We start from the raw sequence: 25,407 nt of genomic DNA, 5'->3' as shown, positions 1-25,407 counted from the left end.
ACCTTTCCTTTTCTTCCCGAAAAAAATGTGAGCAGTTACGCTCACATTTGTTGTTCTTCTTCATAATCGCACGAAATACATTGTACTTGCACGCCTTTTTTCAACTTCTTCTCTACAAGCATGCCTTCACACTTCGGACATTTACGACCAATCGGCTTATCCCAAGATACAAAGTCACATTCTGGATACGTACCACATCCATAGAAAAGACGTTTCTTTTTGTTACTACGACGCTCAATAATTTGTCCTTCTTCACATTTCGGACAAGTTACACCGATTTCTTTCACAATCGGTTTTGTATTACGACAATCAGGGAAATTCGAACAAGCCATAAACTTCCCATATTTACCCATTTTAAAGACCATTGGATGTCCGCATAATTCACAGTCTTCTCCAGCTGGCTCATCTTTAATTTCCACTTCACGCATTTCTTTTTCCGCTTTTTCTAAGCGCGGTTCAAATCCTACGTAGAAATCATCAACAATTTTTACCCAATTGGCATTTCCTTCTTCCACTTCATCAAGGCTTTGCTCCATATTGGCAGTAAATTCAATGTTAATAATTTCCGGGAAAAATTCTAAAATAAGTTCAATTACAATTTCACCAAGTTCAGTCGGAACAAAGCGTTTATTATCTAAGCTTACATACCCACGCTTTTGAATTGTTTCAAGTGTAGGTACATAAGTCGACGGTCTTCCAATTCCAAGTTCTTCAAGTGTTCTTACTAAACGAGCCTCTGTATAACGTGGCGGTGGTTGAGTATAGTGTTGTTTCGGCTCTATATCTTTTGAAAATACCGTTTCTCCCACTTCTAACGGTGGCAACATCTTATCCTTTTCTTCCGCACCATCATCTTTTGACTCTACATACACTTTCATAAATCCTGGGAACTTGACAACCGATCCACTTGCACGGAACTGAACATTATTATTAATGAGTCTCGCTGTCACAGTATCCATTATAGCAGACGCCATTTGACTTGCAACAAATCGCTCCCAAATCAATTTATATAATCGAAGTTGATCACGACTTAAGAAACTTTTTAGTTCCTCTGGCTTTCTCATTACCGAAGTAGGACGAATTGCCTCATGCGCATCTTGTGCATTTGACTTTTTCGTTTCTTTCTTCTTTTCTGTTCCTATGTATTCCGTACCATACGCTTCAGTGATGTAAGTACGAGCCTCTGTTTGAGCTGTTTCTGAGATACGTGTTGAATCGGTTCTCATATACGTAATAAGACCTACAGTTCCTTGTTTTCCAAGATCTATCCCTTCATACAATTGCTGTGCAAGCATCATCGTTTTCTTTGCCCGCATATTTAACTTACGTGCTGCTTCTTGTTGCAAGGAAGATGTTGTAAACGGTAATGCAGGATTACGTTTTCGCTCTTTGCGCGTTACATTTTCAACTGAAAACGCATTGTCTTTCATCTGTTCAATTATTTCATTCACTTGCGTTTCATTCGTTAATTGAACTTTTTCACCATCTACACCGTAAAAGCTTGCTTCAAATGTGTCTTTTCCTTTTACAAATTCTGTTTTAATTGTCCAGAATTCTTCAGGTTCAAAGCTTTGAATTTCCTTTTCACGTTCGATGATTAAACGAACTGCTACAGATTGTACACGCCCTGCACTTAATCCTTTTTTTACTTTCTTCCATAATAAAGGACTAATATTGTAACCAACAAGACGATCAAGTATACGTCTTGCTTGTTGTGCATCTACTAAATCCATATTAATTGCACGAGGATGTTTAAATGATTCTTTGATTGCATCTTTCGTAATCTCATTAAACACAACCCGACAATCTGATTCAACGTCCACATTTAACGTATTCGCTAAATGCCAAGCAATTGCTTCCCCTTCGCGGTCTGGATCGGCCGCGAGATAGACTTTCTTTGCTTTTTTCGCCGCTGATTTTAAATCTTTTAAGACGGGACCTTTACCACGAATGGTAATATACTTCGGGGTGAAGTTGTTCTTTACTTCTATCCCCATTTGACTTTTTGGCAAATCGCGAACATGTCCCATAGACGCGACAACTTTGTATTTTTTCCCTAAATATTTCTCAATGGTCTTCGCCTTAGAAGGCGACTCCACGATTACGAGGTAATCTGACATGCTAGTGCCTCCTTAAGAGGTGGATTCAAGTCTTCATTAATCTTATTGATTTCTCTTGTTTTTGTCAATCAAGAATGAATATACCATACAGCGCCAATCTACCATTTGTCAATAATTGTTTAATAAAAACATAAAAATATAAGGTTAATTTAAAATCTCTTCAAAGATATCTTCTGCATTTCTTACTAGTTTTGCTCCTTGTTGAATAAGGTGATTCGTTCCCGATGCCCCCTCTATAAATATAGGTCCAGGGAGCGCAAACACCTCTCTATTTTGCTCTAACGCAAGGTCTGCAGTAATAAGTGTTCCACTTCTCGATTTCGCTTCTACAACTAAAACACCTTTACTTATGCCACTAATAATCCGGTTCCTTTTTGGAAAATACCACTTTTTCGGTGCATAGTGCGGCGGATACTCTGTCAATAACAATATATATTCCTTCCACATTTCATATAAATGCCTATTTTCTTTCGGATACATAAAAGATAATCCGTGTCCTAATATCGCAATAGTCGGGCAACGCTGCCTTACTGTAACCTCATGAGACATTGTATCTATCCCTTTTGCAAACCCACTGACAATAAGCCATTCTCTTTCTAATAAAGGGTGTAAAATAAATTTCAAACTCTCATGACCATATAATGATGGTTCTCTCGTTCCAACAACTGCCAATTTATTTACTTTATTCAGAAAGTCTTTCTCTCCTTTTCCATATAAAACGAAGGGAGGGTCTTGTATTTCACGTAATAATTGCGGATAATTTTCATCCCATATTGTTATATAAAAGATACGATTTTCCTCTAAATAAGATATATATTGCGGAAGATTTGAACTTTGAAGAAATTTCACTAGTTCTGAAGATTTTTTCGAGGATATTCCAGTGTAGTGTTCCATTTGTTTTTCGTTAAAAGTATATATGTTCTTTAATTCTGGATCGACGTATAGTAGCCTCTCCATCGCTTTCCAATAATCTGCTAGCAAGTAATGAAGATGTAATAATCGCTCTCTTTTCATCTCAATTCTCCTTACCCATAATTTTTATTATGTAAACAGAAAAAAGTGTAAAAAGACACCCTCAAGCAAGAAGGTGTCTTTCAACAGATTAATAGTTTTTGCAAGTCTCAAATAGACCTTTTTCTTTTAAAACAGAGATTAGCGTTTCTCCCATAACTGCTGGAGTTTCAGCTACTTTAATGCCACAAGCTTCCATTGTTTTAATCTTTTCAGCAGCAGTTCCTTTACCGCCAGAAATGATTGCACCAGCATGACCCATACGTTTGCCAGCAGGCGCTGTTTGACCACCAATGAAGCCTACAACAGGTTTTGTCATATTAGCATTTACCCATTCAGCTGCCTCTTCTTCTGCTGTACCACCGATTTCACCAATCATAATTACAGCATGTGTTTCTTCATCTTCATTAAATGCTTTTAACGCATCAATAAAGTCTGTACCGTTAACAGGGTCCCCGCCGATACCTACAGCAGTAGATTGGCCAATACCTTCTTGTGTTAACTGATGTACAGCTTCATACGTTAATGTACCAGATCGAGATACGATACCTACATGACCTTTTTTATGAATGTATCCTGGCATAATACCGATTTTACATTCATCAGGCGTGATAACACCTGGGCAGTTTGGTCCAAGTAAACGTGTATGTTTACCAGCCATATATCTCTTTACGTTTACCATATCTAATACAGGAATTCCTTCAGTGATACATACTACTAAATCAATTTCTGCATCAACTGCTTCCATAATTGCATCAGCCGCAAAAGCGGGTGGAACGTATACAACTGAAGCGTTTGCGCCTGTTGCTTTCACTGCATCTTCTACAGTATCAAATACTGGTACACCTTCAATATCAGTGCCACCTTTACCTGGCGTTACACCACCGACAATTTTCGTACCGTATTCAATCATTTGTTTTGTATGGAATAAACCTTGAGAACCTGTAATACCTTGAACAATAACTTTTGTATCTTTATTAACTAATACGCTCATTTTTCTCCCCCGCTTTCTATTAGCCCACTAGTGAAACAATTTTTTGTGCACCGTCTGCCATAGATTCTGCTGCAACAATATTTAAGCCAGACTCATTTAAAATTTTCTTACCTAGTTCTACGTTTGTACCTTCAAGACGTACAACTAAAGGTAACTCAAGACCTACTTGTTTCGTTGCTTCAATAACACCTTCTGCAATAACATCACACTTCATAATGCCACCAAAAATGTTAACGAAGATACCTTTTACATTTTTGTCAGAAAGGATAATTTTGAATGCTTCTGTAACTTTTTCAGCAGTTGCACCGCCACCAACATCTAAGAAGTTAGCTGGGTCACCGTGGTAATGTTTAATGATATCCATTGTAGCCATCGCTAAACCTGCACCATTAACCATACAACCGATATTTCCATCTAAAGGAATGTAGTTTAAGTCGTATTTTGAAGCTTCAATTTCTTTTGCATCTTCTTCATCAAGATCACGAAGCTCTAAAATATCTTTATGGCGATATAACGCATTAGAATCAAAGTTTAATTTTGCATCTAATGCCATAACTTTACCTTCACCTGTTGTAACAAGTGGGTTAATCTCAGCGATAGAGCAATCTTTTTCGATAAACGCACGGTATAGGCCCATCATAAACTTCACAGCTTGTCCTACAAGCTCTTTTGGAATATTGATGTTAAATGCGATTCGGCGTGCTTGGAAACCTTGTAAGCCTACCGCTGGATCAATATATTCTTTAAAGATTTTTTCAGGTGTTTTTTCTGCTACTTCTTCAATTTCTGTTCCGCCTTCTTCAGACGCCATTAAAACAACTTGAGAAGTTGCACGATCTAAAACTAGACCTACATAATATTCTTTTTTAATATCGCAACCTTCTTCGATAAGTAAGCGTTTTACTTCCTTACCTTCAGGACCTGTTTGATGTGTCACAAGTGTAGTTCCTAAAATGCTCTCTGCATATGTACGAACTTCATCTAAATTTTTTGCAACTTTCACTCCGCCAGCTTTGCCGCGTCCACCAGCGTGAATTTGCGCTTTCACTACACATACATCTGTTCCTAATTCTTTCGCTGCTTCTACAGCTTCTTCTACTGTAAATGCAACCTTCCCGTTCGGAACGCTAACCCCATAGCTTCTAAGGACTGCCTTACCTTGGTACTCATGGATATTCATGGTCCCATCCTCCCCTGTTTTCCTGTTTTACTCGAAAAGTTTTTTAATGTTTAAAAAACATTACATTGCCATTGTATAAGATGATTGGCACGCTGTCTACAATAAAGTGTCAGAAAACTGAAATCGCTTTATTCTTTTTCGAAAATAGTAATGTTTATATGCCAAAATAAAAAATAAGCTGTATATTTACAGCTTATTTTTGAATCATATCTTTAATTGGCGCGAATGATTTGCGGTGTTCATCTAATACTCCATGCACTTCAATTGCCTCTAAATGTTGCTTTGTGCCATATCCCATATGTTGCTCAAATCCGTATTCAGGATACTTCTCTCCCAGTTTTTTCATCATACGATCTCTCGTCACTTTTGCGATAATGGATGCAGCTGAAATCGAAACACTTTTCGCATCACCTTTAATAATTGAAGTTTGCGAAATTGGTGTAGGAAGCTTCATCGCATCAATTAATAAATGTTGGGGCGTACAAGATAAATTTGCAACAGCATCTAACATCGCTTGTTTCGTCGCTTGGTAAATATTAATGTCATCAATAACTTGCGGTGATACAATTCCTACTCCAATTGCCATTGCTTGTTCTTTTATTTCATCATAAAAACGCTCACGTTTCGCTTCACTCAGCTTTTTCGAGTCATTTAACCCTGGAATATAAAAATCCTCAGGAAGAACGACAGCCGCCGTCACAACAGGCCCAGCCAATGGCCCGCGCCCCACTTCATCAATACCCGCGATATATGTGATCCCTTTTTCACGCAAAGCATTTTCATACTTGGACATTTCAAAAAACTTCTCTTTTTCTTTCTGTTCTAACTCTTTTTGTTTATACCACTTCAAAATGAGTTTTTGAATCCCTTTTCTCTCATCTTTCATTAACAGTTGAAAGCGATCTTCTTCTTCATTCATAATTTCTTGCAATACATTTTCCGCTTCTTTTATCGTCATTTTTTGCATATATACAAGCTCCTTTTTAAACGTATCCAAAAAGAAAAGACGCACAAACGCACGTCTTATACTTCTTCTATTTTTTCCACATCTTCTACTTGCTCTGCAAACTCTTCCGGTGTTTCAAACGTCATTTTTCCAAGTTTGCCACCACGAAGCTCACGAAGTACAAGCTCAGATGTCTTATCATAATCAATCATTCCGCCGCCCATTAAGCAGCCTCTATTTTTTCCAATTGCATCGAATAATTCCACAATATCTTCTGGAATCTCATTTAAATTATAGCGTTCTTTCAAGCGCTCTGGATAATGTTTCTCCATAAAACGTAATGCGTAAACAGCTACATCTTGTAAATTTAAAATTGAATCTTTAATTGCACCCGTTGTCGCTAAACGAAGACCTACTAATTGATCTTCAAATTTAGGCCACAGAATACCTGGTGTATCTAACAATTCCATTTCTTTCCCAACTTTAATCCATTGTTGAGCTGTTGTCACACCTGGACGATCTCCTGTTTTAGCAATATTTTTCTTTGCCAATTTATTAATTAATGTAGATTTACCAACATTCGGTATACCTACAATTAATGCACGAATCGCTCGCGGTCTAATACCTTTTGCAACCATTTTATCAAATTTTTCTTTAACAAGCACTTTACAAGCTGCTGCAATTTCCTTCATACCTTGTCCAGCTTGCGCGTTAATCGAAATTGCCATATGGCCTTTTTCTTTAAAATATGCGATCCATTGTTTTGTTAAACGGTCATCTGCCATATCCGCTTTATTTAAAACAACAAGCCTCGGCTTATGTGTAATGATTTCATCAATCATTGGGTTTCTAGATGATAATGGTAATCGAGCATCTACAAGTTCAATTACAACATCAATTAATTTTAATTTCTCCGTTACTTGGCGTCTAGCCTTTGCCATATGCCCTGGAAACCATTGAATTACCATGTTGCCACCTTCTTTTTCATTTATTTCACAATACGTGCGTCTTTTAACGGCCAATATAACATATTAGCTTTACCAATTACTTGATCTATTGAAATCGTACCGATCGAACGGCTATCTTTACTAAAACGACGATTATCACCTAAAACAAATAATTGATCTTTTGGAACGGTTTTCTTGCCTGTCATTTCTTCAAGATTAAAATCATATGTAAGCGGTCCGTCAGCAATTTGCTTTTTCTGCTTGTCTAAATACGGCTCCTCATAAGCCTTTCCGTTAACATACAGTTTATCATTACGATACTCTATTTCATCGCCTGGCAGGCCAATAATACGCTTAATGTAATCTTTATCTTCTGTTGCTCGAAATACGATAATATCAAAGCGTTTTGGGTCTCCAATGTGATAACCAATTTTATTCACAATCATTCGATCACGATCATGTAAAGTAGGTGCCATCGATACCCCATCTACGAGAATTGGCGCAAAGAAAAACTGTCTAATAACACCAGCTAATACAACAGCAATCAAAATTGCTTTAATCCATTCCCAAAGTGAACTCTTCTCTTTTTTCATGCATTTCCCCTCCACGGTTATGTAAGCTGATCGTATTATACCAAAATTTCATATAGATTGGAAAAAGGGAGCTTGTGCATTTACAAGCTCCCATACATGTCTTATCGAATTTCTTTAATACGTGCTTTTTTACCGCGAAGGTTACGTAAGTAGTATAACTTAGCACGACGTACTTTACCACGGCGAAGTACTTCGATTTTCGCGATTCTTGGCGTGTGAACTGGGAATGTACGCTCAACACCTACACCGTAAGAAATCTTACGAACTGTGAATGTTTCACTGATTCCGCCACCACGACGTTTAATTACAACACCTTCGAAAAGCTGAATTCTTTCACGAGTTCCCTCAACAACTTTTACGTGTACACGTAAAGTGTCACCAGGACGGAATGAAGGAAGGTCAGTTTTTAATTGGCCTTTTGTAATTTCTGCGATTAATTGTTGCATATTAAATTCTCTCCTTTAAACAGATGCTCTTATAAAGTCTTAATAAATTACAGCGGAACATCGTTAATACGGCTACTGATTTCAGTAGCACAAATGTTATAATAGCATATTACTAGGCCTGTTGCAATAGCAAATATATGAAGTTATTACTGCTCTCGCTTTATTTCCTCAAGCCATTTTTTCTCTTGTTTAGATAACTCTCTCTCATCTAACAAATCAGGTCTACGCGTATACGTTCGGCGCAAAGATTCCTTATGTCGCCATTCATCAATGTTTTTATGATTCCCTGACATTAATACATCCGGTACCTTTATACCACGAAAATCAGCCGGACGTGTATAATGAGGATGCTCTAATAAACCTGTACTAAACGAATCCTCTACTTGTGAAGCATGATTTCCTAGCACGCCTGGCAAGAGACGTACAACACTATCAGTAATAACCATAGAGGCTAATTCTCCGCCTGTTAATACATAGTCACCAATAGAAATCTCATCCGTTACGAGATGCTCGCGAATTCGTTCGTCATACCCTTCATAATGCCCACATACAAAGATCAAATGTTCTTCTCCTGCAAGCTCTTCCGCTTTCTTCTGCGTAAACCTTTCGCCCTGTGGACACATTAAGACAACTCTTGGCTTACGCTCTGTCTCTTTCGTCAAATCTTCTACAGCATCAAAAATAGGCTGAGGAGTAAGCACCATACCAGCTCCTCCGCCGTAAGGATAATCGTCTACGCTATTATGCTTACTTGTTGTATAGTCACGAAAGTTAACAACACGAAGGTTTACCGCTTCTTTTTCTTGCGCCTTCTTTAATATAGAAGATCCAAATACACCGGTAAACATGTCTGGGAACAACGTTAAAATATCAATTTTCATTATAGCAGCCCTTCCATTACATGAATGGTTACTAATTTATTTTCAATATTAACTTGAAGTACAACGTCATCGATATAAGGAATTAAGAGATCTTGACCCTTCGGACGTTTAATCACCCAAACATCATTTGCACCAGGAGATAGAATCTCTTTGATTGTCCCTAGCGCTTCTCCTTCTTCCGTTACAACGTTGCAACCAATAATTTCGTGATAGTAGTATTCACCTTCAGCTAGTTCGCCTAACTGCTCTTCTGGTACTTTTATTAAAGAACCTTTAAACTTCTCTACTTCATCTACATTGTTGTATCCTTCAAGTGTTAATAAATCAAATGTCTTATGTTGACGATGAGAAGTTACCTTCACCGGAAGATAGTCTGTGTCTTTCTCATTCGATATGTATAGCGTGTTTCCTACTTTATATCGCTCTTCTGGAAAATCAGTACGAGAAATAACACGGATTTCTCCTCTTACGCCATGAGTATTTACAATTTTCCCTACATTAAACCATTTTGTCATAAATAGTATGTCACCCCTGGTTTCTATATAAATTAAGCATCTCCATTTCACAGATGGAACATGCAATCTCTATTTAAATGTTAAAAAAGGGAGAGGAATAACTCCTCGCCCTTTTTACGTTTATTGAATTTCCAGTGTTACTTTTTCATCATTATGATGTCCCACTGAATACAAGAGCATTCGAATCGCTTTCGCAACTCTCCCTTGCTTTCCAATGACTTTTCCAACATCCTCAGGATGTACAGTTAATCGATACTTTATCTCTCCGTTGCAAAGTTCCTGTGTAACTTTTACATCTTCAGGATGATCGACAAGAGGCTTGACAATCGTCTCGACTAACTTCTTCATAGTCATTGCCTCAATTACTTACCTTGTTTAGATAAGTGGAATTTCTCCATGATACCTTGGTTAGAGAATAAGTTACGAACTGTATCAGATGGTTTAGCACCATTTCCTAACCATTTTAATGCTGCTTCTTCGTTGATCTTAACTTCAGCTGGTTGAGCAACTGGATTGTAAGTTCCGATTTCCTCAATGAAACGTCCGTCACGAGGAGAACGAGAATCTGCAACAACTACACGATAGAAAGGAGTTTTTTTAGCTCCCATACGTTTTAAACGAATTTTAACTGCCATTTATAAAGCACCTCCGAATTTATTTCACACAGATAATTATATTAGCAAAAAGACTATTGCTTTGTAAAGTATTTTTTCTTAACAGAGCCATCTTTTTTCCTTACATGAATGGAAACTTCAATCCACCTAGTCCTTTTTTCTTACCTTTTTGCATTCCCGTCATCGTCTTCATCATCTTTTTCATATCATCAAATTGCTTGATTAGACGATTGATTTCTTGTACAGTTGTACCGCTACCTTTGGCAATGCGCTTTTTGCGACTAGCATTGATTATTTCCGGTTGTTCTCGTTCTAATTTAGTCATAGAACGAATAATTGCCTCAATATGCCCAATTTGTTTTTCATCAACTTGCGCATTTTTCAGCCCTTTAATTTTATTTGCACCAGGAAGCATTCCTAACAATTCATCAAGCGGTCCAAGTTGACGCACTTGTCCAAGTTGTTCTAGGAAATCGTCAAGCGTAAACGAAAGCGTACGCATTTTTTGCTCAAGTTCTTTTGCTTTCTCTTCATCAACTGTAGCTTGCGCTTTTTCAATTAATGTTAAGACATCGCCCATCCCTAAAATACGGGATGCCATACGCTCTGGATGGAACGCTTCAATTGCATCTAGTTTTTCACCCATACCAGCAAATTTAATCGGTGTGTTTGTTACAGCCTTAATAGATAATGCAGCACCACCGCGCGTATCACCATCTAATTTCGTTAATACAACACCTGTTAAACCTAACTGTTCATGGAAACTTTGCGCAACATTTACCGCGTCTTGTCCCGTCATCGCATCGACAACAAGGAAAATTTCATCCGGTTTCGCAACTTCTTTAACTTTCGCTAATTCATCCATTAGTTCTTCATCAATATGCAGGCGACCCGCTGTATCGATTAAAACATAATCGTGATGATCTTCTTTTGCTTTTGCAATCGCTTGTTTCGCAATTTCAACAGGACTTACTTGATCTCCTAAAGAAAATACAGGCATGTCCAATTGCTTCCCTAATGTTTCAAGCTGTTTAATTGCTGCTGGACGGTAAATATCCGCTGCAACAAGCATCGGTTTACGATTATGCTTTTTACGAAGCAAATTCGCAAGCTTACCTGTCGTCGTCGTTTTACCCGCACCTTGCAGACCAACCATCATAATAACAGTCGGTGGCTTATTAGCAACAGCAATTTTGCTTTGCTCTCCGCCCATAAGTTCTGTAAGTTCTTCCTGTACGATTTTAATTACTTGTTGTCCAGGTGTCAAACTTTTCATTACATCTTGTCCGACAGCACGCTCAGACACACGCTTTATAAAATCTTTTACTACTTTAAAGTTAACATCTGCTTCTAAAAGAGCCAGACGAACTTCTCTCATCATTTCTTTCACATCGGCTTCAGAAACTTTTCCTTTACCGCGGATTTTTTGCATTGTCTGTTGAAGTCGGTCGGCTAATCCTTCAAATGCCATATTGCCGCCCTCCTAATCTAATTTTTCGATAGCTTCAACAACTTGTTTCATTTCTTCATTCACATGCTCTTCTTCGCTGATTAGCTGTTTTAGCTTTGCAACAAGTCGCTGTCGCTCTTGAAACTTTTGAAGTAATACTAATTTATCTTCATATTCTTCAAGCATCGCTTCAGTCCGTTTAATGTTATCATACACGGCTTGGCGACTTACATCAAATTCTTCCGCAATTTCACCAAGAGATAAATCATCTAGATAATAAAGCGACATATAACTTCTTTGTTTTTGCGTTAACAACGATTGATAAAAATCAAATAAATAGTTCATTCTCGTTGTTTTTTCGAGCATGTTGGATCATCCTTTGTTAAGTGATTTCCCTTTACATGAATTAGTTTACATGGAGTACAAAAGAGTGTCAAGTTTTTTTCTTAACATCATATATTTTTATAGAAAAAGAAGCGGAAATACCGCTTCTTTCGCTTATACTTCTTCTGTTTCTACTAAGTTCGCAAATAAACCATACACATATTGTTCTGGATCAAACCGCTGCAAGTCATCCATTTGCTCTCCTAATCCAACAAACTTCACCGGTACATCCATTTCGTTACGAATCGCTAATACAATACCACCTTTAGCAGTTCCATCTAACTTCGTTAACACAATACCAGTAACATTCGTTGCCTCGCGGAATGTTTTCGCTTGGCTTAAACCGTTTTGTCCTGTTGTTGCATCAATAACAAGCAATACTTCATGAGGAGCACCTGGTACTTCACGCTCAATTACACGCTTCACCTTCTCTAACTCTTTCATTAAGTTGACCTTATTTTGCAAGCGTCCTGCTGTGTCACATAGTAATACGTCTACCTTACGTGCTTTCGCAGCTTGTACAGCGTCATACATAACCGCCGCTGGATCAGAGCCAGATCCTTGTTTAATTACTTCTACACCAACGCGATCGCCCCATACTTCTAATTGTTCAATCGCTCCAGCACGGAATGTGTCTCCTGCCGCTAATAGAACAGACTTACCTTCTGATTTAAACTTATGTGCCAGTTTACCAATTGTCGTCGTTTTTCCTACACCGTTAACACCAACAAATAAAACAACCGTTAATTGGTCCTCTTGCATATTAATTTCGTTACTAAAATCGCTGTCGCCTTTGTAAATTCCTACTAACTTTTCTGAAATAACAGCTTGTACTTCTTTTGGATCTTGAATATTACGGCGTTGCACTTCTTCTTTCAATTGATCAATTAATTCCATTACCGTCGCAACTCCGACATCTGCACTGATTAAGATTTCTTCTAGCTCTTCGAAGAAATCTTCGTCCACTTTACGGTAACGATACACTAAATCATTCACTTTATCCGCAAATGAATTTCTCGTTTTTTCTAATCCTTGTTTAAATTTCTCAGTAACTGTATCCGTTTGTTTTGAAATTTTTTCTTTTAGTTTTTTAAAAAAACTCATACTTTCCCGTCCTTTCTATTCACTTGCAATAAGTTCTTCTCCGTCATCTAAACGAACCGAAACAAGTTTAGATACCCCTGATTCTTGCATTGTTACACCGTACAATACATCAGACTCTTCCATTGTACCTTTTCTATGTGTAATTACAATAAACTGCGTCTCATCACTGAATTTCTTTAAATACTGTGCAAAACGAGCTACATTCGCCTCATCAAGGGCCGCCTCTACCTCATCTAGTACACAGAACGGTACTGGGCGCACTTTTAAAATACCAAATAAAAGCGCAATTGCCGTTAAAGCACGCTCTCCACCTGAAAGTAAACCTAAATTCTGCAGTTTCTTCCCTGGCGGTTGCGCTACAATATCAATACCCGTATTTAGTAAATCCTCTGGATTGGTCATTACTAAATCCGCTCTACCGCCTCCAAATAATTCAGAGAATACCGATTGAAACTCCATTCGAATGCCTTCAAACGTAGTAGAAAAGCGTTTTTTCATTTCTTCATCCATTTCGGTAATCAGCTGGTGCAATGTCGTTTTCGCTTCTTCTAGGTCGTCTCTCTGCTCTAGTAAGAATGTATGACGCTCCGCTACACGTTCATATTCATCAATTGCCCCTAGGTTCACTGTACCTAACTCTTCTATGGATAATTTGATTAATTTTACTTTCTTACGTGCATCTTCTGCAGGCATTGTCATTGTATATTTTAGTTTTGCTGCTTCAAATGAAATCGTATATGTTTCACGCAAATGTTGTAATCTATTTTCCAACTCGACATCAAGTCGGTTTATTTTCACTTCTTGATCTTTCAACATTTCAAGAATATATTTATGTTTACCTGTCGTTTCTTTCAAATCGCGTTCTAAATGTTCTACTCTCTCTTGCAACGATATACGTTGTTCACGACGAGAGCGAATTAACTCTGAAGTTTGATTACGATCATACGCTTTCTTCTCAATCATATTCGTAATTTGCTCTTCACCACTTGAATTAGATGTCATTTCTTGTTTTAAGAACGCTAAATCCTCTTTCGTTTTTACAAGTGTCGCATCCGTTTCTTCTTTTTCCTTCGTCAATCGTTCAACTTTTTCTTTTTGATTAGATAAGCGTTGTTGCTTTTCAGCTGCCAGTACTTTTAACTCAGTCATTTCTTTTTGAACTTTTTCTTTCGAAGAATGTTGCTCACTTTTTTGTTTTGTTAAAGCTACAATTTTACTATCTAACTCAGTGATATCAGCTTGAAGATTCGTTAAAATCCCTTCTAACTCCTCTTTACGCCCTTGTATTTTTACTCGATCTTGTAAAAACCCTTCAATCTCTAAATCATAAATAGATAAGCGGTCATTAATACGATGTTCTTCTAATTCTAAACGATTAATCTCTTCTCTTAATTTCTGCTCATCTACACGCTCTGCTTCTACAGTTTGCCTTAGTTCGCGTATTTTCACTTCTTTTTCTTGAATCTCTTGTTTTACTGCTTTAACAAAGTTTTCTAACTTCGTTGTTTTTTCTTCCATATCAGTTAACTTGCGAGTCCACTCTTCTAGTTCACGTTGGCGTCCTAATAAAGAAGATTTCGCTTGTTTTACCGCCCCACCAGTCATAGAACCGCCAGGATTCACTACGTCACCTTCGATTGTTACAATGCGATAACGGTATTGCAGTTGTTTCGCTAACTCATTTGCTCCGCGTAAATCTTTCGCAACAATAACAGTTCCTAATAAATTTGAAACTACATTTTCATATTTATTGTTGTACTGCACAAGTTCTGCCGCCACACCTACAAACGATGGGTGTTGATTTACAATACGTAATTGCTCAAATGATAACGATCTGCTTTTAATAACAGCTTGCGGTAAAAACGTTGCACGTCCATGTTTATTTTGCTTTAAAAATGCAATCGCATTACGAGCATGTTCCTCTGTTTGTACAACAATATGCTGCATTGCTGCACCTAGAGCGATTTCCATTGCAACTTCATATTCTTTCGGTACCGTTAACAGTTCCGCAACAGCACCCTCGATACCTTGCAACCTATTTTCTCTAGCTTTCAATACTTCACGTACACCTTGATAGAAGCCAGAATAATCTTCTTGCATCTCTTCAAGCATTTCTTTTCGAGAACGTGCCTGTTGCACAAATTGATATGCTTGATACAGTTTTGTTTCATTTTCACTATACTGCGTCTTACATTTCCCAAGCGCCGCCTCTGTCTTCTGTATGTTCGAGATAATGCCAGCTACTTTTTCTTTCACTTGTTCGTAACTTTCTACAAGTTTCGTCTTTTTCGCTGTAATTTCCATACGCATTTCTACATATTTCGCATTTTCTTCATCCAGACGCTCGTTTTTAGACGTTTGCTGTTTAGATTGTTCTTCGATCATAGATAATTCATTACGATGACTAGCTTGTTGATTTAAAAGTTCAATATAGTCACCTTTTAAATTCTCAATCTGTTCCTCTAAATTGTCAGCAAAAGTAGCGAGCAATTGCTCATTATCATGCAATTTTTGCTCCAACTCTTTTACTTCATTCACAAATTGCATTAAAGCTTCTGTACTTGACTCAATTTCACCATCATAACTTTTAGCTTTCTCTGTTAATTCAACAATTAACTGCTCAAGTTGCGCACAATGCGTCGTAGCATTTTGCTTCCTCTCTTTTAACAACTCGCGCTGCCCTTCTAGTTTTTCTAGCTCTTTACTAGAAAGAAGAAGTACTTCTTGCAACGAGTCTACAGACTCATCTACGGCTTGTAATTGTCCTCGTAATTCCTCAAGCTCTTCTTCACTTTTTTGTAAATTCGTTGACATTTTAACTTCTTCGTTTTTATTATGCCCAAACTGATTTCGAAGCGCTTCCCATTTCTCATGCAATTCTTCAATTTCATGGACAATAAGCGCCGCTTCTACTTTCTCTAATTCTTCTTTATTCTCGAGATAATCTTTCGCAATAGAAGCTTGTCTTTCTAAAGGTTCTACTTGACTACTTAATTCATGAATTATATCTTGTACACGATTTAAGTTTTCTTGTGTTTCTGCTAATTTCCCTTCAGCTTTCTTTTTGCGAAGTTTGTATTTCAGTACACCTGCCGCTTCTTCAAATACACCTCGACGCTCTTCTGACTTACTACTTAAAATCTCTTCCACTTTCCCCTGGCTAATAATCGAAAAAGCTTCTCTTCCCATACCAGAGTCCATAAATAAATCGATAATATCTTTCAATCTACATGATTGTTTATTAATATAAAAATCACTATCACCTGAACGAGATACACGACGTGTTACACACACCTCATTGTATTCAATTGGTAATCGTTGATCTTCATTATTTAAAGTTAATGTTACTTCAGCAACATTAACTGCTCTCCTCGTATCACTACCTGCAAAAATAATATCCTCCATCTTTGCACCACGTAATGACTTTGCAGATTGTTCACCAAGTACCCAGCGAATTGCATCAGTAATATTACTTTTCCCGCTTCCATTAGGTCCTACTACAGAAGTTACACCTGGGACAAAATCAACAGATACACGCTCAGCAAAAGACTTAAACCCTGCTATTTCTAATCTTTTTAAAAACACGAAAGGCCTTCCTCCTATTCTCCGTCGTTATAAATGTTCTCTATACAAAAACAAGCTATTATACGGATTTACGTTCTTTTTATTTACAAAAAAAAGAAAGTTTCATTCTATGCATAAGGAATCCCCCTCATTCAAAGGGGGATTCCTTATAGTTGTTCTTTTAATTTTTTTAATGCTTCTGCAGCAGCTTGTTGCTCTGCTTCTTTTTTCGACTTACCACTACCAAGACCTAAAGCTACGTTATTTAACGTAACACGTGACACAAATTCTCGATTGTGAGCTGGTCCTTTTTCTTGCAAAATTTGATACTCAACATTACCACTACCATCACGCTGAATCAATTCTTGCAACTGACTCTTATAATCCATCACATGAGAAAAAGCACCTTCATTAATTTTCGGATATACAATTTCTTTTAAGAATTCCCAAACTGTTTCTAGCCCTTGATCAAGATAAAGGGCACCAATAAACGCTTCAAAGACATCCGCTAATAAAGCTGGTCGTTCACGTCCACCTGTCATTTCTTCACCTTTTCCTAATAAAACTAGGCTACCAAATGACAATTCGTTCGCAAAACGAACAAGAGATGGCTCACATACAATAGCTGCACGTAGTTTTGTTAACTCGCCTTCGCTCATTGTCGGATATTTTTGAAACAGATACTGCGATACAGTGAGTTCCAATACTGCATCTCCAAGGAATTCAAGACGCTCATTATCTTCATGCGGTTTTTTTCGATGCTCATTCACATACGATGAATGCGTAAATGCTTGAATCAATAATTTTTCATCAGTAAACGTAATACCTATCTTTTCTTGAAATACTTTAAATGCTTCACGATATTTTGTTTCGTATTTTTTTTCTCTATGTTTTCGGTACGGCATAGGTCCCTCCAGATATAAGCCGAGAAGCCCCGCTAAAAAACGGGACTTCACTTAAGCATTATAGATGACTCTCTATGTAAGTCACAGCATCGCCAACAGTAGCAATCTTTTCAGCATCTTCATCAGAAATTTCCATTTCGAATTCATCTTCCAATTGCATTACAAGTTCTACTACATCTAGGGAGTCTGCGCCTAAATCTTCTTTAAAGCTCGCAGCTGGTACTACTTCAGTTTCTTCTACACCTAAACGATCAACGATGATTTTTGTTACACGCTCTAAAACATCTGCCATTCCATTCACCTCCCCTCAAATATTATATTAAATATTGTCCAAAAAAACTAGTTGAAATCGATTCTTTTATTACATTACCATTCCGCCATCAACATTTAGCGTTTGTCCTGTAATATATTTGCTTTGATCAGAAGCGAAAAATGTTACAGTATTTGCGATATCTTGCGCTTCACCAAACTGAGCTGCAGGAATTAACTTTAACATTTCAGCTTTTATATTTTCATCTAATACATCCGTCATATCAGTCGCAATAAACCCTGGAGCAATTGCATTCACTGTAATATTTCGGCTCGCTAATTCTTTTGCTGATGTTTTTGTTAATCCAATTACACCAGCTTTAGCAGCTACATAATTCGCTTGTCCTGGGTTTCCTGTTACTCCGACAACAGAAGCGATGTTAACAATACGTCCATGACGTTGACGCATCATATAACGAGATACTGCCTTCGTACATAAGAATACACCTTTTAAGTTTGTATTAATAACTGTATCCCATTCTTCTTCTTTCATACGCATTAATAAATTATCTTTTGTTACACCAGCATTATTTACAAGAATATCAACTTGTCCAAATGTATCTACTGTTTGTTTCACCATATTTGTAACATCATCAGCATTTGCAACGTCTGCTCTTACTGCAATTGCATCCGAACCTAATTTCTTAATTTCATCAACTACTTCATTTGCCTTTTGTTCATTACCAGCATAATTTACTACTACATTTGCCCCTTGTTTCGCTAAATCGATCGCAATCGCGCGACCAATTCCACGTGAAGCACCAGTTACTAATGCTACCTTCCCTTTTAACATCAGTTTTCTCCTCTCAAATTTGAAATGGTATCTTTTAATGTCTCTTCATCGTATATCGCATATGCTTTCACTGATGAATCAATTGACTTCATAAGTCCAGCAAGTACTTTTCCAGGTCCAATTTCAATAAATGTATCTACTCCCTGGTTCACCATACATTCAATGGACGGGTACCATAATACAGGCGAATAAAGCTGTTCGATTAACTTTTCTTGAATGTCTGCACCACGTGTAATAACATCCGCCGTAACATTTGCAATAACAGGAATATTCGTGTCGTGAATCGTAATTTCATTTAAAACACTTTGGAACTTCTCAGCTGCCGGCTTCATAAGTGAAGAATGGAATGGTCCACTTACTTTTAGCGGAATTGCTCTCTTTGCACCATTTTCTTTTGCTCTTTGAGAAGCAACCTCTACTCCTTGCTTCGTTCCAGAAATCACAATTTGCTTCGTACTATTCATATTAGCGATTTGCACTGCATATCCTTCACTTGTTACTTCTTCTGTAACTTGTTTCAGCATACCTGGGTCAGCACCTAATATAGCCGCCATTGCACCTTCTCCACCAGGTACAGCTTCTTCCATATATTCGCCACGTTTCCTTACAGCGTATACAGCATCTTCAAAAGTTAATGCACCAGCCGCTACAAGAGCGCTATATTCACCTAAACTATGACCAGCGACAAAGTCAGGTGTAATGTCATACTCTTTCAAGGCTGTCAAAATAGCAAAACTCGTTGTTAATAATGCAGGCTGCGCATTTGTCGTTAATGTAAGCTTTTCCTGCGGCCCTTCAAAAATCACTTCTGAAAGTGAATCTTGCAACACCTCATCTGCTTTTGCAAACACTTTTGCAACTTCTTTATTATCCTCTGCTAATTGTTTACCCATTCCAACTGCCTGTGAACCTTGGCCCGGAAAAAGAAATGCTATTTTTCCCATTTCAAATCCTCCTCTTATTGGAGTGACTCTTTCTCCATTACGCTTGAAATCGTAGGAATTACTTCTTTCGCTACCATTTCTCTCGTTTGACGAATCGCACTAAATATCGACTGGTCATTAGAAGAACCGTGAGCCTTAATGACAGGTGCTTTCAATCCAAATAATGCAGCTCCCCCATACTCCGAATAATCCATTTTATCTTTTAATACCATAAGTTTCGGCTTTAATACCGCCGCTGCTAATTTGCTCGTAAACGAACTCATTAGTTGTTCTTTCAACATAGAGAATAGCGCAAGTGCTGTTCCCTCTAATGATTTCAACGCTACATTCCCTGTAAAACCATCACATACAACAACATCTGCTACACCTTGCAATAAATCTCTTGATTCAACGTTCCCAACGAAATTAATTGGCGCATCCTTAAGCATTGCAAATACTTGCTTTGAAAGCTCGTTTCCTTTTCCATCCTCTGTTCCAACGTTTAATAGTCCAACGCGAGGATTTTCAATTCCTCTTACCTTCTCAGCGTAAACAGATCCCATTACTGCATATTGATATAAATGAATTGGTTTTGCATCAACATTTGCTCCAACATCTAACATAACAAAACCTTTTCCATCAACAGTTGGCATTGTAGGCGATAAAGCTGGTCGTTCAATTCCTTCCATACGACCAACAACAAATAATCCAGCTGCCATTAAAGCTCCTGTACTACCTGCGGATATACAAGCGTCTGCTTCTCCATCCTTTACTTGCTGTGCCGCAAGTACCATTGAAGCTTGCTTTTTTCGACGAACCGCTCTTACTGGTTCCTCCGTCGATTCTATTTTTTCGTCTGTATGAAGAATAGTAATTCGTTCATCACTCGTTAAGTATTGACGAATTTCCTCTTCTTTCCCTACTAACGTAATATGTAAATCAGAATATTCCTTAATAGCTTTCATTGCCCCTAATACGACAGCCTTTGGAGCGTGATCTCCACCCATTGCATCTATTGCGATTTTCATAAGTTGTTACCTTCCTCACTATAATTACTAGATCGATACATTTCAAAAGTGCCTGTAAAAACAAGTTCTTCTCCAACGAAGCTACGCACTTTGACAACCGTCCGTCCCTTATCATTCTCTACATCTTCAACGCGCGCTTTTGCAACAACACGCTCTCCTAATTTTACAGGACGAATGTATCGAATGGTAGACTTTGCAGTTAAAGCTAATTCTTCATCAATAACCGCAACAGCTAGTGAGTTTGCTTGCGCAAACAGATGATGCCCACGGGCAATTTGATTTCTTTTAAATACATGTTCTACCTTCACTTCAAAGATAGAGATTGCATGTCTATCTAATTCAATGTCAATAATTTCTCCAACAACCTCTTCTAGCGGTAAAGATTTTACATCTTCTTCATGTTGCTTTGTAGCTACATGTTTAATTCTCTCTCTTAATTCAGGAATAGACAATTCCATACGATCAAGTCGTACTGTTTGTATACTCACTTGAAATTTTTCCGCTAAATCTTCATCCGTAATAAAAGGATTTGATTCGATTGTTTGTTGTAATAACTCTTGTCTTTCTTTTTTACTTCTTCTTTTTTTCATACCGCACCATCCATTTTTTATGACTAGGTACTAACAGTAGTATATAATCATTAAAAGTAGAATGCAACAAAAATTTTTGTTGACTCCCTTTAATCGAGCTTCTCTCCTTGGAACACACCTGTCCCATCAAGATACGTACGCAAGGCAGCGTACTGATCATTGTGCCAAAACGCTTCTGAATCTACTAGTATCGCCGCATCTTGCCTTGCTGTTTCTAACGCTCGATAATCGTGTACCATGTCAGCAACCTTAAATTCCGGTAAACCACTTTGCTTACTCCCAAAGAAATCCCCAGGACCTCGTAATTCTAAATCTTTTTCTGACAATACAAATCCATCATTTGTTTCAGTCATTATGCGCATTCTTTCTTTTCCTGTTTCTGATTTAGGGTCTGCTATTAATAAACAATATGATTGTTCACTACCACGCCCGACACGCCCTCTAAGCTGATGAAGCTGCGATAAACCGAAACGTTCCGCATCATAAATAACCATTACAGTCGCATTCGGTACGTTCACACCTACTTCAACAACTGTTGTCGATACAAGAATTTGCACTTTATTTTCACTAAACTGTCCCATTATCTCTTCTTTTTCTTGAGAAGATAATCTCCCATGCATCAATCCAACTTGGCATTTCCCTTGGTAATGATGCGTCAGCATACTATGTAAGTCGATAGCATTTTGCACATCAAGTTTCTCAGATTCTTCAATTAGAGGACATATAACGTATGCCTGTCTTCCTTTTTTTATCTCCTTCTCAACAAAACCGAGAACGCGATCTAACATATCATGCTTTGCCCAGTATGTTTCAATCACCTTTCTACCTGCTGGCATCTCATCGATTATCGAAACATCCATCTCTCCAAACGCAGTAATTGCTAGCGTACGCGGAATCGGTGTCGCTGTCATAAATAATACATCTGGACTTTCACCTTTCTCCCGTAAAACTCGGCGCTGCGCTACACCAAATCGATGCTGTTCATCTGTAATAACAAGACCCAGCCTATGAAATATAACTTCATCTTGAATTAAAGCATGCGTTCCAACAAGAATATCTATTTCCCCTTGTTCTAACTTCGCTAAAATTTCTCGACGTCTCGCACCTTTAACAGAACTTGTTAACAGTTCCACCTTCATACCAAAATGCGAAAACGTTTCAGCAAGCGATTGATAATGTTGCTCAGCTAAAATTTCTGTAGGAACCATTAAAGCACCTTGATAATGAGCTAATTTCGACGCATAAAGACCAATCGCAGCAACAACTGTTTTCCCTGAACCAACGTCACCTTGCAATAGTCGGTTCATCCGATAAGGAGAGATCATATCTTTTAAAATTTCATCTACAACTCGGCGTTGCGCACCCGTTAAGGGAAACGGTAGTGCATCGATAAATTCTTGTAATTCTACTGACGGAATCTCTTTCTTCGTCCCTTTTGAATTTTCCCTCTCCATTTTCCGAAGCGTTTGCATTTTCAGCTGAAATAAGAAAAATTCCTCATATACAAAACGGCGACGCGCTTGCTTTAAATCTTCCTGTCCTACCGGAAAATGCAACGCCCTGAGCGCTTCATATCTTGGTAATAATTTATATCGGCCTAACAAACCCTCCGGTAACACTTCGACTATAGAATCTCCATATTCCTTTAACGCTTGAGCAATAAAACGACGCATCTGTTTTACTGTAAGTTTCCCCTTCACTGAATAAACAGGTTCCACTTCTTGTTGACGTACAACCGGCCCAAAATGAAGTTCTGATACAGCAATTGTTTGACGATGTTGATCCCATTTACCAGTAATCGTTACCGTTTCATCCAACTTTAATTTTTCCTTATAGTAAGGCCTATTAAAACATACCGCCGTAATTAAATAACGACCGACGAGAACACGAACTGTTAGACGCGATTTCTTCTTACCATAATATTGCAGCAAAGGAGCACTATGAACCTTCCCTTCAACCGTTACACGTTCATCATGCTTTACTTCAGCAAGATCTTTCATCGCATAATCTTCATAACGGTACGGAAAATGTTCTAATAGATGAGAAACTGTATAAATCCCCATCTCATGTAGTAATTCAGATGTTTCTCCTCCGATTCCCTTTACATCCGTAACAGGAACTTGTACAACATCATTCAAGATTCTCACACCCCGTCACATTATTTTCTTTCTTGCATTCTATTTGAGTATCAATTAGCATCTGCAATCGCTCTCTTTCACCTTATATATTCTATCATAGGCATTCTAAGAGAAACTACTCAAATCCCTTATATAAAACAAGTAAAAAAGAGCCTCACTATTAGCAGCAAGGCTCTTTTCTTTATTCAATATGCTAGCCTTTTGAATAAAAACTAGTAATAAACTTCATATTACTACTTCTTATCCATTAGCAAGTAAGTAATCCATTTATTTTCAAAACGAATTTTATCTTATTCTACAGAGAAGATGAAAGAATACACTGGTTGGTTTCCAGCATGCACTTCTACTTCTGCATCTTCAAATTTCTCTTCTACAAATTCAACTAACTCCGCTACTTCTTCGTCAGTTGCATCCTCACCTTGTAGAATCGTTACGATTTCAGAATCTTCATCAATAAGCGCTTCTAGTAATTGCTTCGCAGCCCCTACTTTTTCAGCATTTGTAGATACAATTTTCCCATCTGCAATACACATGAAGTCATCTTTTTGAATTGCTACACCATCAATTTCCGTATCACGTACAGCATACGTAATTTGACCTGTTTTCACATGAGATAAAGCTTCTTTCATGTTTTCTTCATTCTCTTCTAATGTTCCAACTGGGTTAAATGCTAACATTGCTGCCATACCTTGAGGAACTGTTTTCGAACGAATAACAATAACTTCTTGATCTACAACTGATGCCGCTTGTTCTGCTGCCATTACAATATTTCCGTTATTCGGTAAAATAATGATTTTTTCAGCATTCGCTTCTTCGATTGCCTTCACGATATCCTCCGTACTTGGATTCATCGTTTGACCACCTTCGATAACTTTCGTTGCGCCGATGCTCTCAAATAAAGTTTTAATACCAGATCCCATAGCTACAGTTACGATACCATATGGTTGTTTTTCTTTCGATTGAGCTGGTTGTTCAGGAATCATAGTAGGTTCATCCAATAAAGCAGTATGCTGTTCACGCATATTCTCTACTTTAATCTTAATTAAACTACCGTAACGTTGACCATAGTTCATAGGATCTCCAGGGTGTTCCGCATGAATATGAACTTTTACAACCTCATCATCCGATACAACAAGTAGGGAATCTCCGTATACACTTATATCTTCACGGAATTTTTGTTCAGAGAAATTATGTTCCTTCATTTTTTCAGGCTCTAATTTCACCATGAACTCCGTGCAATATCCATACTTAATATCTTCTGTACTCAATTGGCTTTGTACACTACGGTGATGTTCTGCGCGCACCATTTCATTCATAGATGGTTGCTTCGGCGCATCAGAAGAAATCGTTTCTCCTTTTAAGTCAGCTAAAAATCCTTCGTATACAACAACAAGACCTTTACCACCGCTATCTACAACGCCAACTTGTTTTAATACAGGTAATAAATCTGGCGTACGATTTAACGATGCATTCGCTTCTTTCACAACGTCTTCCATAAACAAAACAAAGTCGCGCTGTTTTTTCGCAACTGTTACTGCATATTTACCCGTTTCTCTTGCGACCGTTAAAATCGTTCCTTCAATCGGTTTCATAACCGCTTTGTAAGCTGCCTCTACTCCAGCTTCTAAAGCTGCAGCAAAATCAACTGTTGTTAATTCTTCTTTTTGTTCAATGGATTTAGAGAAACCACGGAACAACTGAGATAAAATAACTCCAGAGTTACCACGAGCTCCCATTAATAATCCTTTGGCTAAACTTACGCCGACTTTACCAGCATGCTGTGAAGGGTTTTCTTTCACTTCACGCGCGCCTGAAGTCATAGATAAGTTCATGTTTGTACCGGTATCGCCATCTGGAACTGGAAATACGTTTAATGCATCAACAAGCTGAACATTATTTGTTAAATTATTCGCTCCTTGCATGATCATTTGTGATAAACGTTTTCCATCAATTTTTTGAATTGACACAGATT

Annotated in this window: 24 protein-coding genes; all 24 read right to left on the bottom strand. The window is 37.8% G+C overall.

Going from position 1 to position 25,407, the window contains the following annotated elements; all coding sequences use genetic code 11:
• Positions 1–41: 41 nt before the first annotated feature.
• A complete protein-coding gene (topA, locus tag COK05_RS24115) occupies positions 42–2,120 on the bottom strand; it encodes a type I DNA topoisomerase (protein WP_016080527.1) in 2,079 nt (692 codons plus the stop codon).
• 144 nt (positions 2,121–2,264) lie between these two features.
• Positions 2,265–3,134 carry a DNA-processing protein DprA gene (dprA, locus tag COK05_RS24110; RefSeq protein WP_098614547.1) on the bottom strand — a complete coding sequence of 290 codons (870 nt, stop codon included), beginning with the start codon at positions 3,132–3,134 and terminating at the stop codon, positions 2,265–2,267.
• Between the two features lie 88 nt (positions 3,135–3,222).
• Entirely contained in the window at positions 3,223–4,125 is a 903-nt protein-coding gene (gene sucD / locus COK05_RS24105; RefSeq protein ID WP_098614546.1) for a succinate--CoA ligase subunit alpha, read from the bottom strand.
• A 19-nt stretch (positions 4,126–4,144) separates the two neighbouring features.
• Complete coding sequence (gene sucC / locus COK05_RS24100; protein WP_001020790.1) at positions 4,145–5,305, bottom strand: ADP-forming succinate--CoA ligase subunit beta; 1,161 nt, start codon at positions 5,303–5,305, stop codon at positions 4,145–4,147.
• A 193-nt stretch (positions 5,306–5,498) separates the two neighbouring features.
• Complete coding sequence (locus COK05_RS24095; RefSeq protein ID WP_098614545.1) at positions 5,499–6,272, bottom strand: ribonuclease HII; 774 nt, start codon at positions 6,270–6,272, stop codon at positions 5,499–5,501.
• Positions 6,273–6,328: 56 nt separating this feature from the next.
• Complete coding sequence (gene ylqF, locus COK05_RS24090; protein ID WP_000236702.1) at positions 6,329–7,219, bottom strand: ribosome biogenesis GTPase YlqF; 891 nt, start codon at positions 7,217–7,219, stop codon at positions 6,329–6,331.
• A 20-nt stretch (positions 7,220–7,239) separates the two neighbouring features.
• Complete coding sequence (gene lepB, locus COK05_RS24085; protein ID WP_098614544.1) at positions 7,240–7,791, bottom strand: signal peptidase I; 552 nt, start codon at positions 7,789–7,791, stop codon at positions 7,240–7,242.
• A 101-nt stretch (positions 7,792–7,892) separates the two neighbouring features.
• Entirely contained in the window at positions 7,893–8,237 is a 345-nt protein-coding gene (gene rplS / locus COK05_RS24080; protein ID WP_001186516.1) for a 50S ribosomal protein L19, read from the bottom strand.
• A gap of 146 nt (positions 8,238–8,383) precedes the next feature.
• Positions 8,384–9,118: a tRNA (guanosine(37)-N1)-methyltransferase TrmD gene (trmD, locus tag COK05_RS24075; RefSeq protein ID WP_098614543.1), complete on the bottom strand. Its 735-nt coding sequence runs from the start codon at positions 9,116–9,118 to the stop codon at positions 8,384–8,386.
• Positions 9,118–9,633, bottom strand: a complete 516-nt coding sequence (gene rimM / locus COK05_RS24070) for a ribosome maturation factor RimM (RefSeq protein ID WP_098614542.1) — start codon at positions 9,631–9,633, stop codon at positions 9,118–9,120. The genes trmD and rimM overlap by 1 nt, the downstream gene beginning before the upstream one ends.
• 120 nt (positions 9,634–9,753) lie before the next feature.
• Positions 9,754–9,981 carry a KH domain-containing protein gene (locus COK05_RS24065; protein ID WP_000737393.1) on the bottom strand — a complete coding sequence of 76 codons (228 nt, stop codon included), beginning with the start codon at positions 9,979–9,981 and terminating at the stop codon, positions 9,754–9,756.
• Positions 9,982–9,995: 14 nt separating this feature from the next.
• Positions 9,996–10,268, bottom strand: coding sequence for a 30S ribosomal protein S16 (rpsP, locus tag COK05_RS24060; protein WP_000268750.1), 273 nt, complete (start codon positions 10,266–10,268; stop codon positions 9,996–9,998).
• Positions 10,269–10,368: 100 nt separating this feature from the next.
• On the bottom strand, positions 10,369–11,718 hold the full coding sequence (ffh, locus tag COK05_RS24055; protein WP_002173106.1) for a signal recognition particle protein: 1,350 nt from the start codon (positions 11,716–11,718) through the stop codon (positions 10,369–10,371).
• Between the two features lie 12 nt (positions 11,719–11,730).
• Entirely contained in the window at positions 11,731–12,063 is a 333-nt protein-coding gene (locus tag COK05_RS24050; protein ID WP_000891061.1) for a putative DNA-binding protein, read from the bottom strand.
• A 132-nt stretch (positions 12,064–12,195) separates the two neighbouring features.
• Complete coding sequence (ftsY, locus tag COK05_RS24045) at positions 12,196–13,185, bottom strand: signal recognition particle-docking protein FtsY (protein ID WP_098614541.1); 990 nt, start codon at positions 13,183–13,185, stop codon at positions 12,196–12,198.
• Positions 13,186–13,200: 15 nt separating this feature from the next.
• Positions 13,201–16,770 carry a chromosome segregation protein SMC gene (gene smc, locus COK05_RS24040; RefSeq protein ID WP_098614540.1) on the bottom strand — a complete coding sequence of 1,190 codons (3,570 nt, stop codon included), beginning with the start codon at positions 16,768–16,770 and terminating at the stop codon, positions 13,201–13,203.
• A 146-nt stretch (positions 16,771–16,916) separates the two neighbouring features.
• Positions 16,917–17,654 (bottom strand): ribonuclease III, encoded by a 738-nt coding sequence (rncS, locus tag COK05_RS24035; protein ID WP_016080522.1) that lies wholly within the window; start codon positions 17,652–17,654, stop codon positions 16,917–16,919.
• A 58-nt stretch (positions 17,655–17,712) separates the two neighbouring features.
• On the bottom strand, positions 17,713–17,946 hold the full coding sequence (gene acpP / locus COK05_RS24030; RefSeq protein WP_000786062.1) for an acyl carrier protein: 234 nt from the start codon (positions 17,944–17,946) through the stop codon (positions 17,713–17,715).
• A 69-nt stretch (positions 17,947–18,015) separates the two neighbouring features.
• Positions 18,016–18,756 carry a 3-oxoacyl-[acyl-carrier-protein] reductase gene (fabG, locus tag COK05_RS24025; protein WP_016080521.1) on the bottom strand — a complete coding sequence of 247 codons (741 nt, stop codon included), beginning with the start codon at positions 18,754–18,756 and terminating at the stop codon, positions 18,016–18,018.
• Positions 18,756–19,700, bottom strand: a complete 945-nt coding sequence (gene fabD, locus COK05_RS24020) for an ACP S-malonyltransferase (protein ID WP_098614539.1) — start codon at positions 19,698–19,700, stop codon at positions 18,756–18,758. The genes fabG and fabD overlap by 1 nt, the downstream gene beginning before the upstream one ends.
• A gap of 14 nt (positions 19,701–19,714) precedes the next feature.
• Complete coding sequence (gene plsX, locus COK05_RS24015) at positions 19,715–20,707, bottom strand: phosphate acyltransferase PlsX (RefSeq protein WP_000684100.1); 993 nt, start codon at positions 20,705–20,707, stop codon at positions 19,715–19,717.
• The gene (gene fapR / locus COK05_RS24010; protein WP_000747349.1) at positions 20,704–21,297 is read right to left on the bottom strand and encodes a transcription factor FapR; all 594 of its coding nucleotides are present in this window, start codon (positions 21,295–21,297) and stop codon (positions 20,704–20,706) included. The genes plsX and fapR overlap by 4 nt, the downstream gene beginning before the upstream one ends.
• 89 nt (positions 21,298–21,386) lie before the next feature.
• Complete coding sequence (gene recG / locus COK05_RS24005; RefSeq protein ID WP_098614538.1) at positions 21,387–23,435, bottom strand: ATP-dependent DNA helicase RecG; 2,049 nt, start codon at positions 23,433–23,435, stop codon at positions 21,387–21,389.
• Between the two features lie 290 nt (positions 23,436–23,725).
• Positions 23,726–25,402, bottom strand: coding sequence for a DAK2 domain-containing protein (locus tag COK05_RS24000; RefSeq protein WP_098614537.1), 1,677 nt, complete (start codon positions 25,400–25,402; stop codon positions 23,726–23,728).
• Positions 25,403–25,407 lie beyond the last annotated feature (5 nt).

The organism is Bacillus cereus (assembly GCF_002567495.1).
GTDB lineage: Bacteria > Bacillota > Bacilli > Bacillales > Bacillaceae_G > Bacillus_A > Bacillus_A cereus_AQ.
This window is presented reverse-complemented; position numbering and strand designations above follow the sequence as displayed.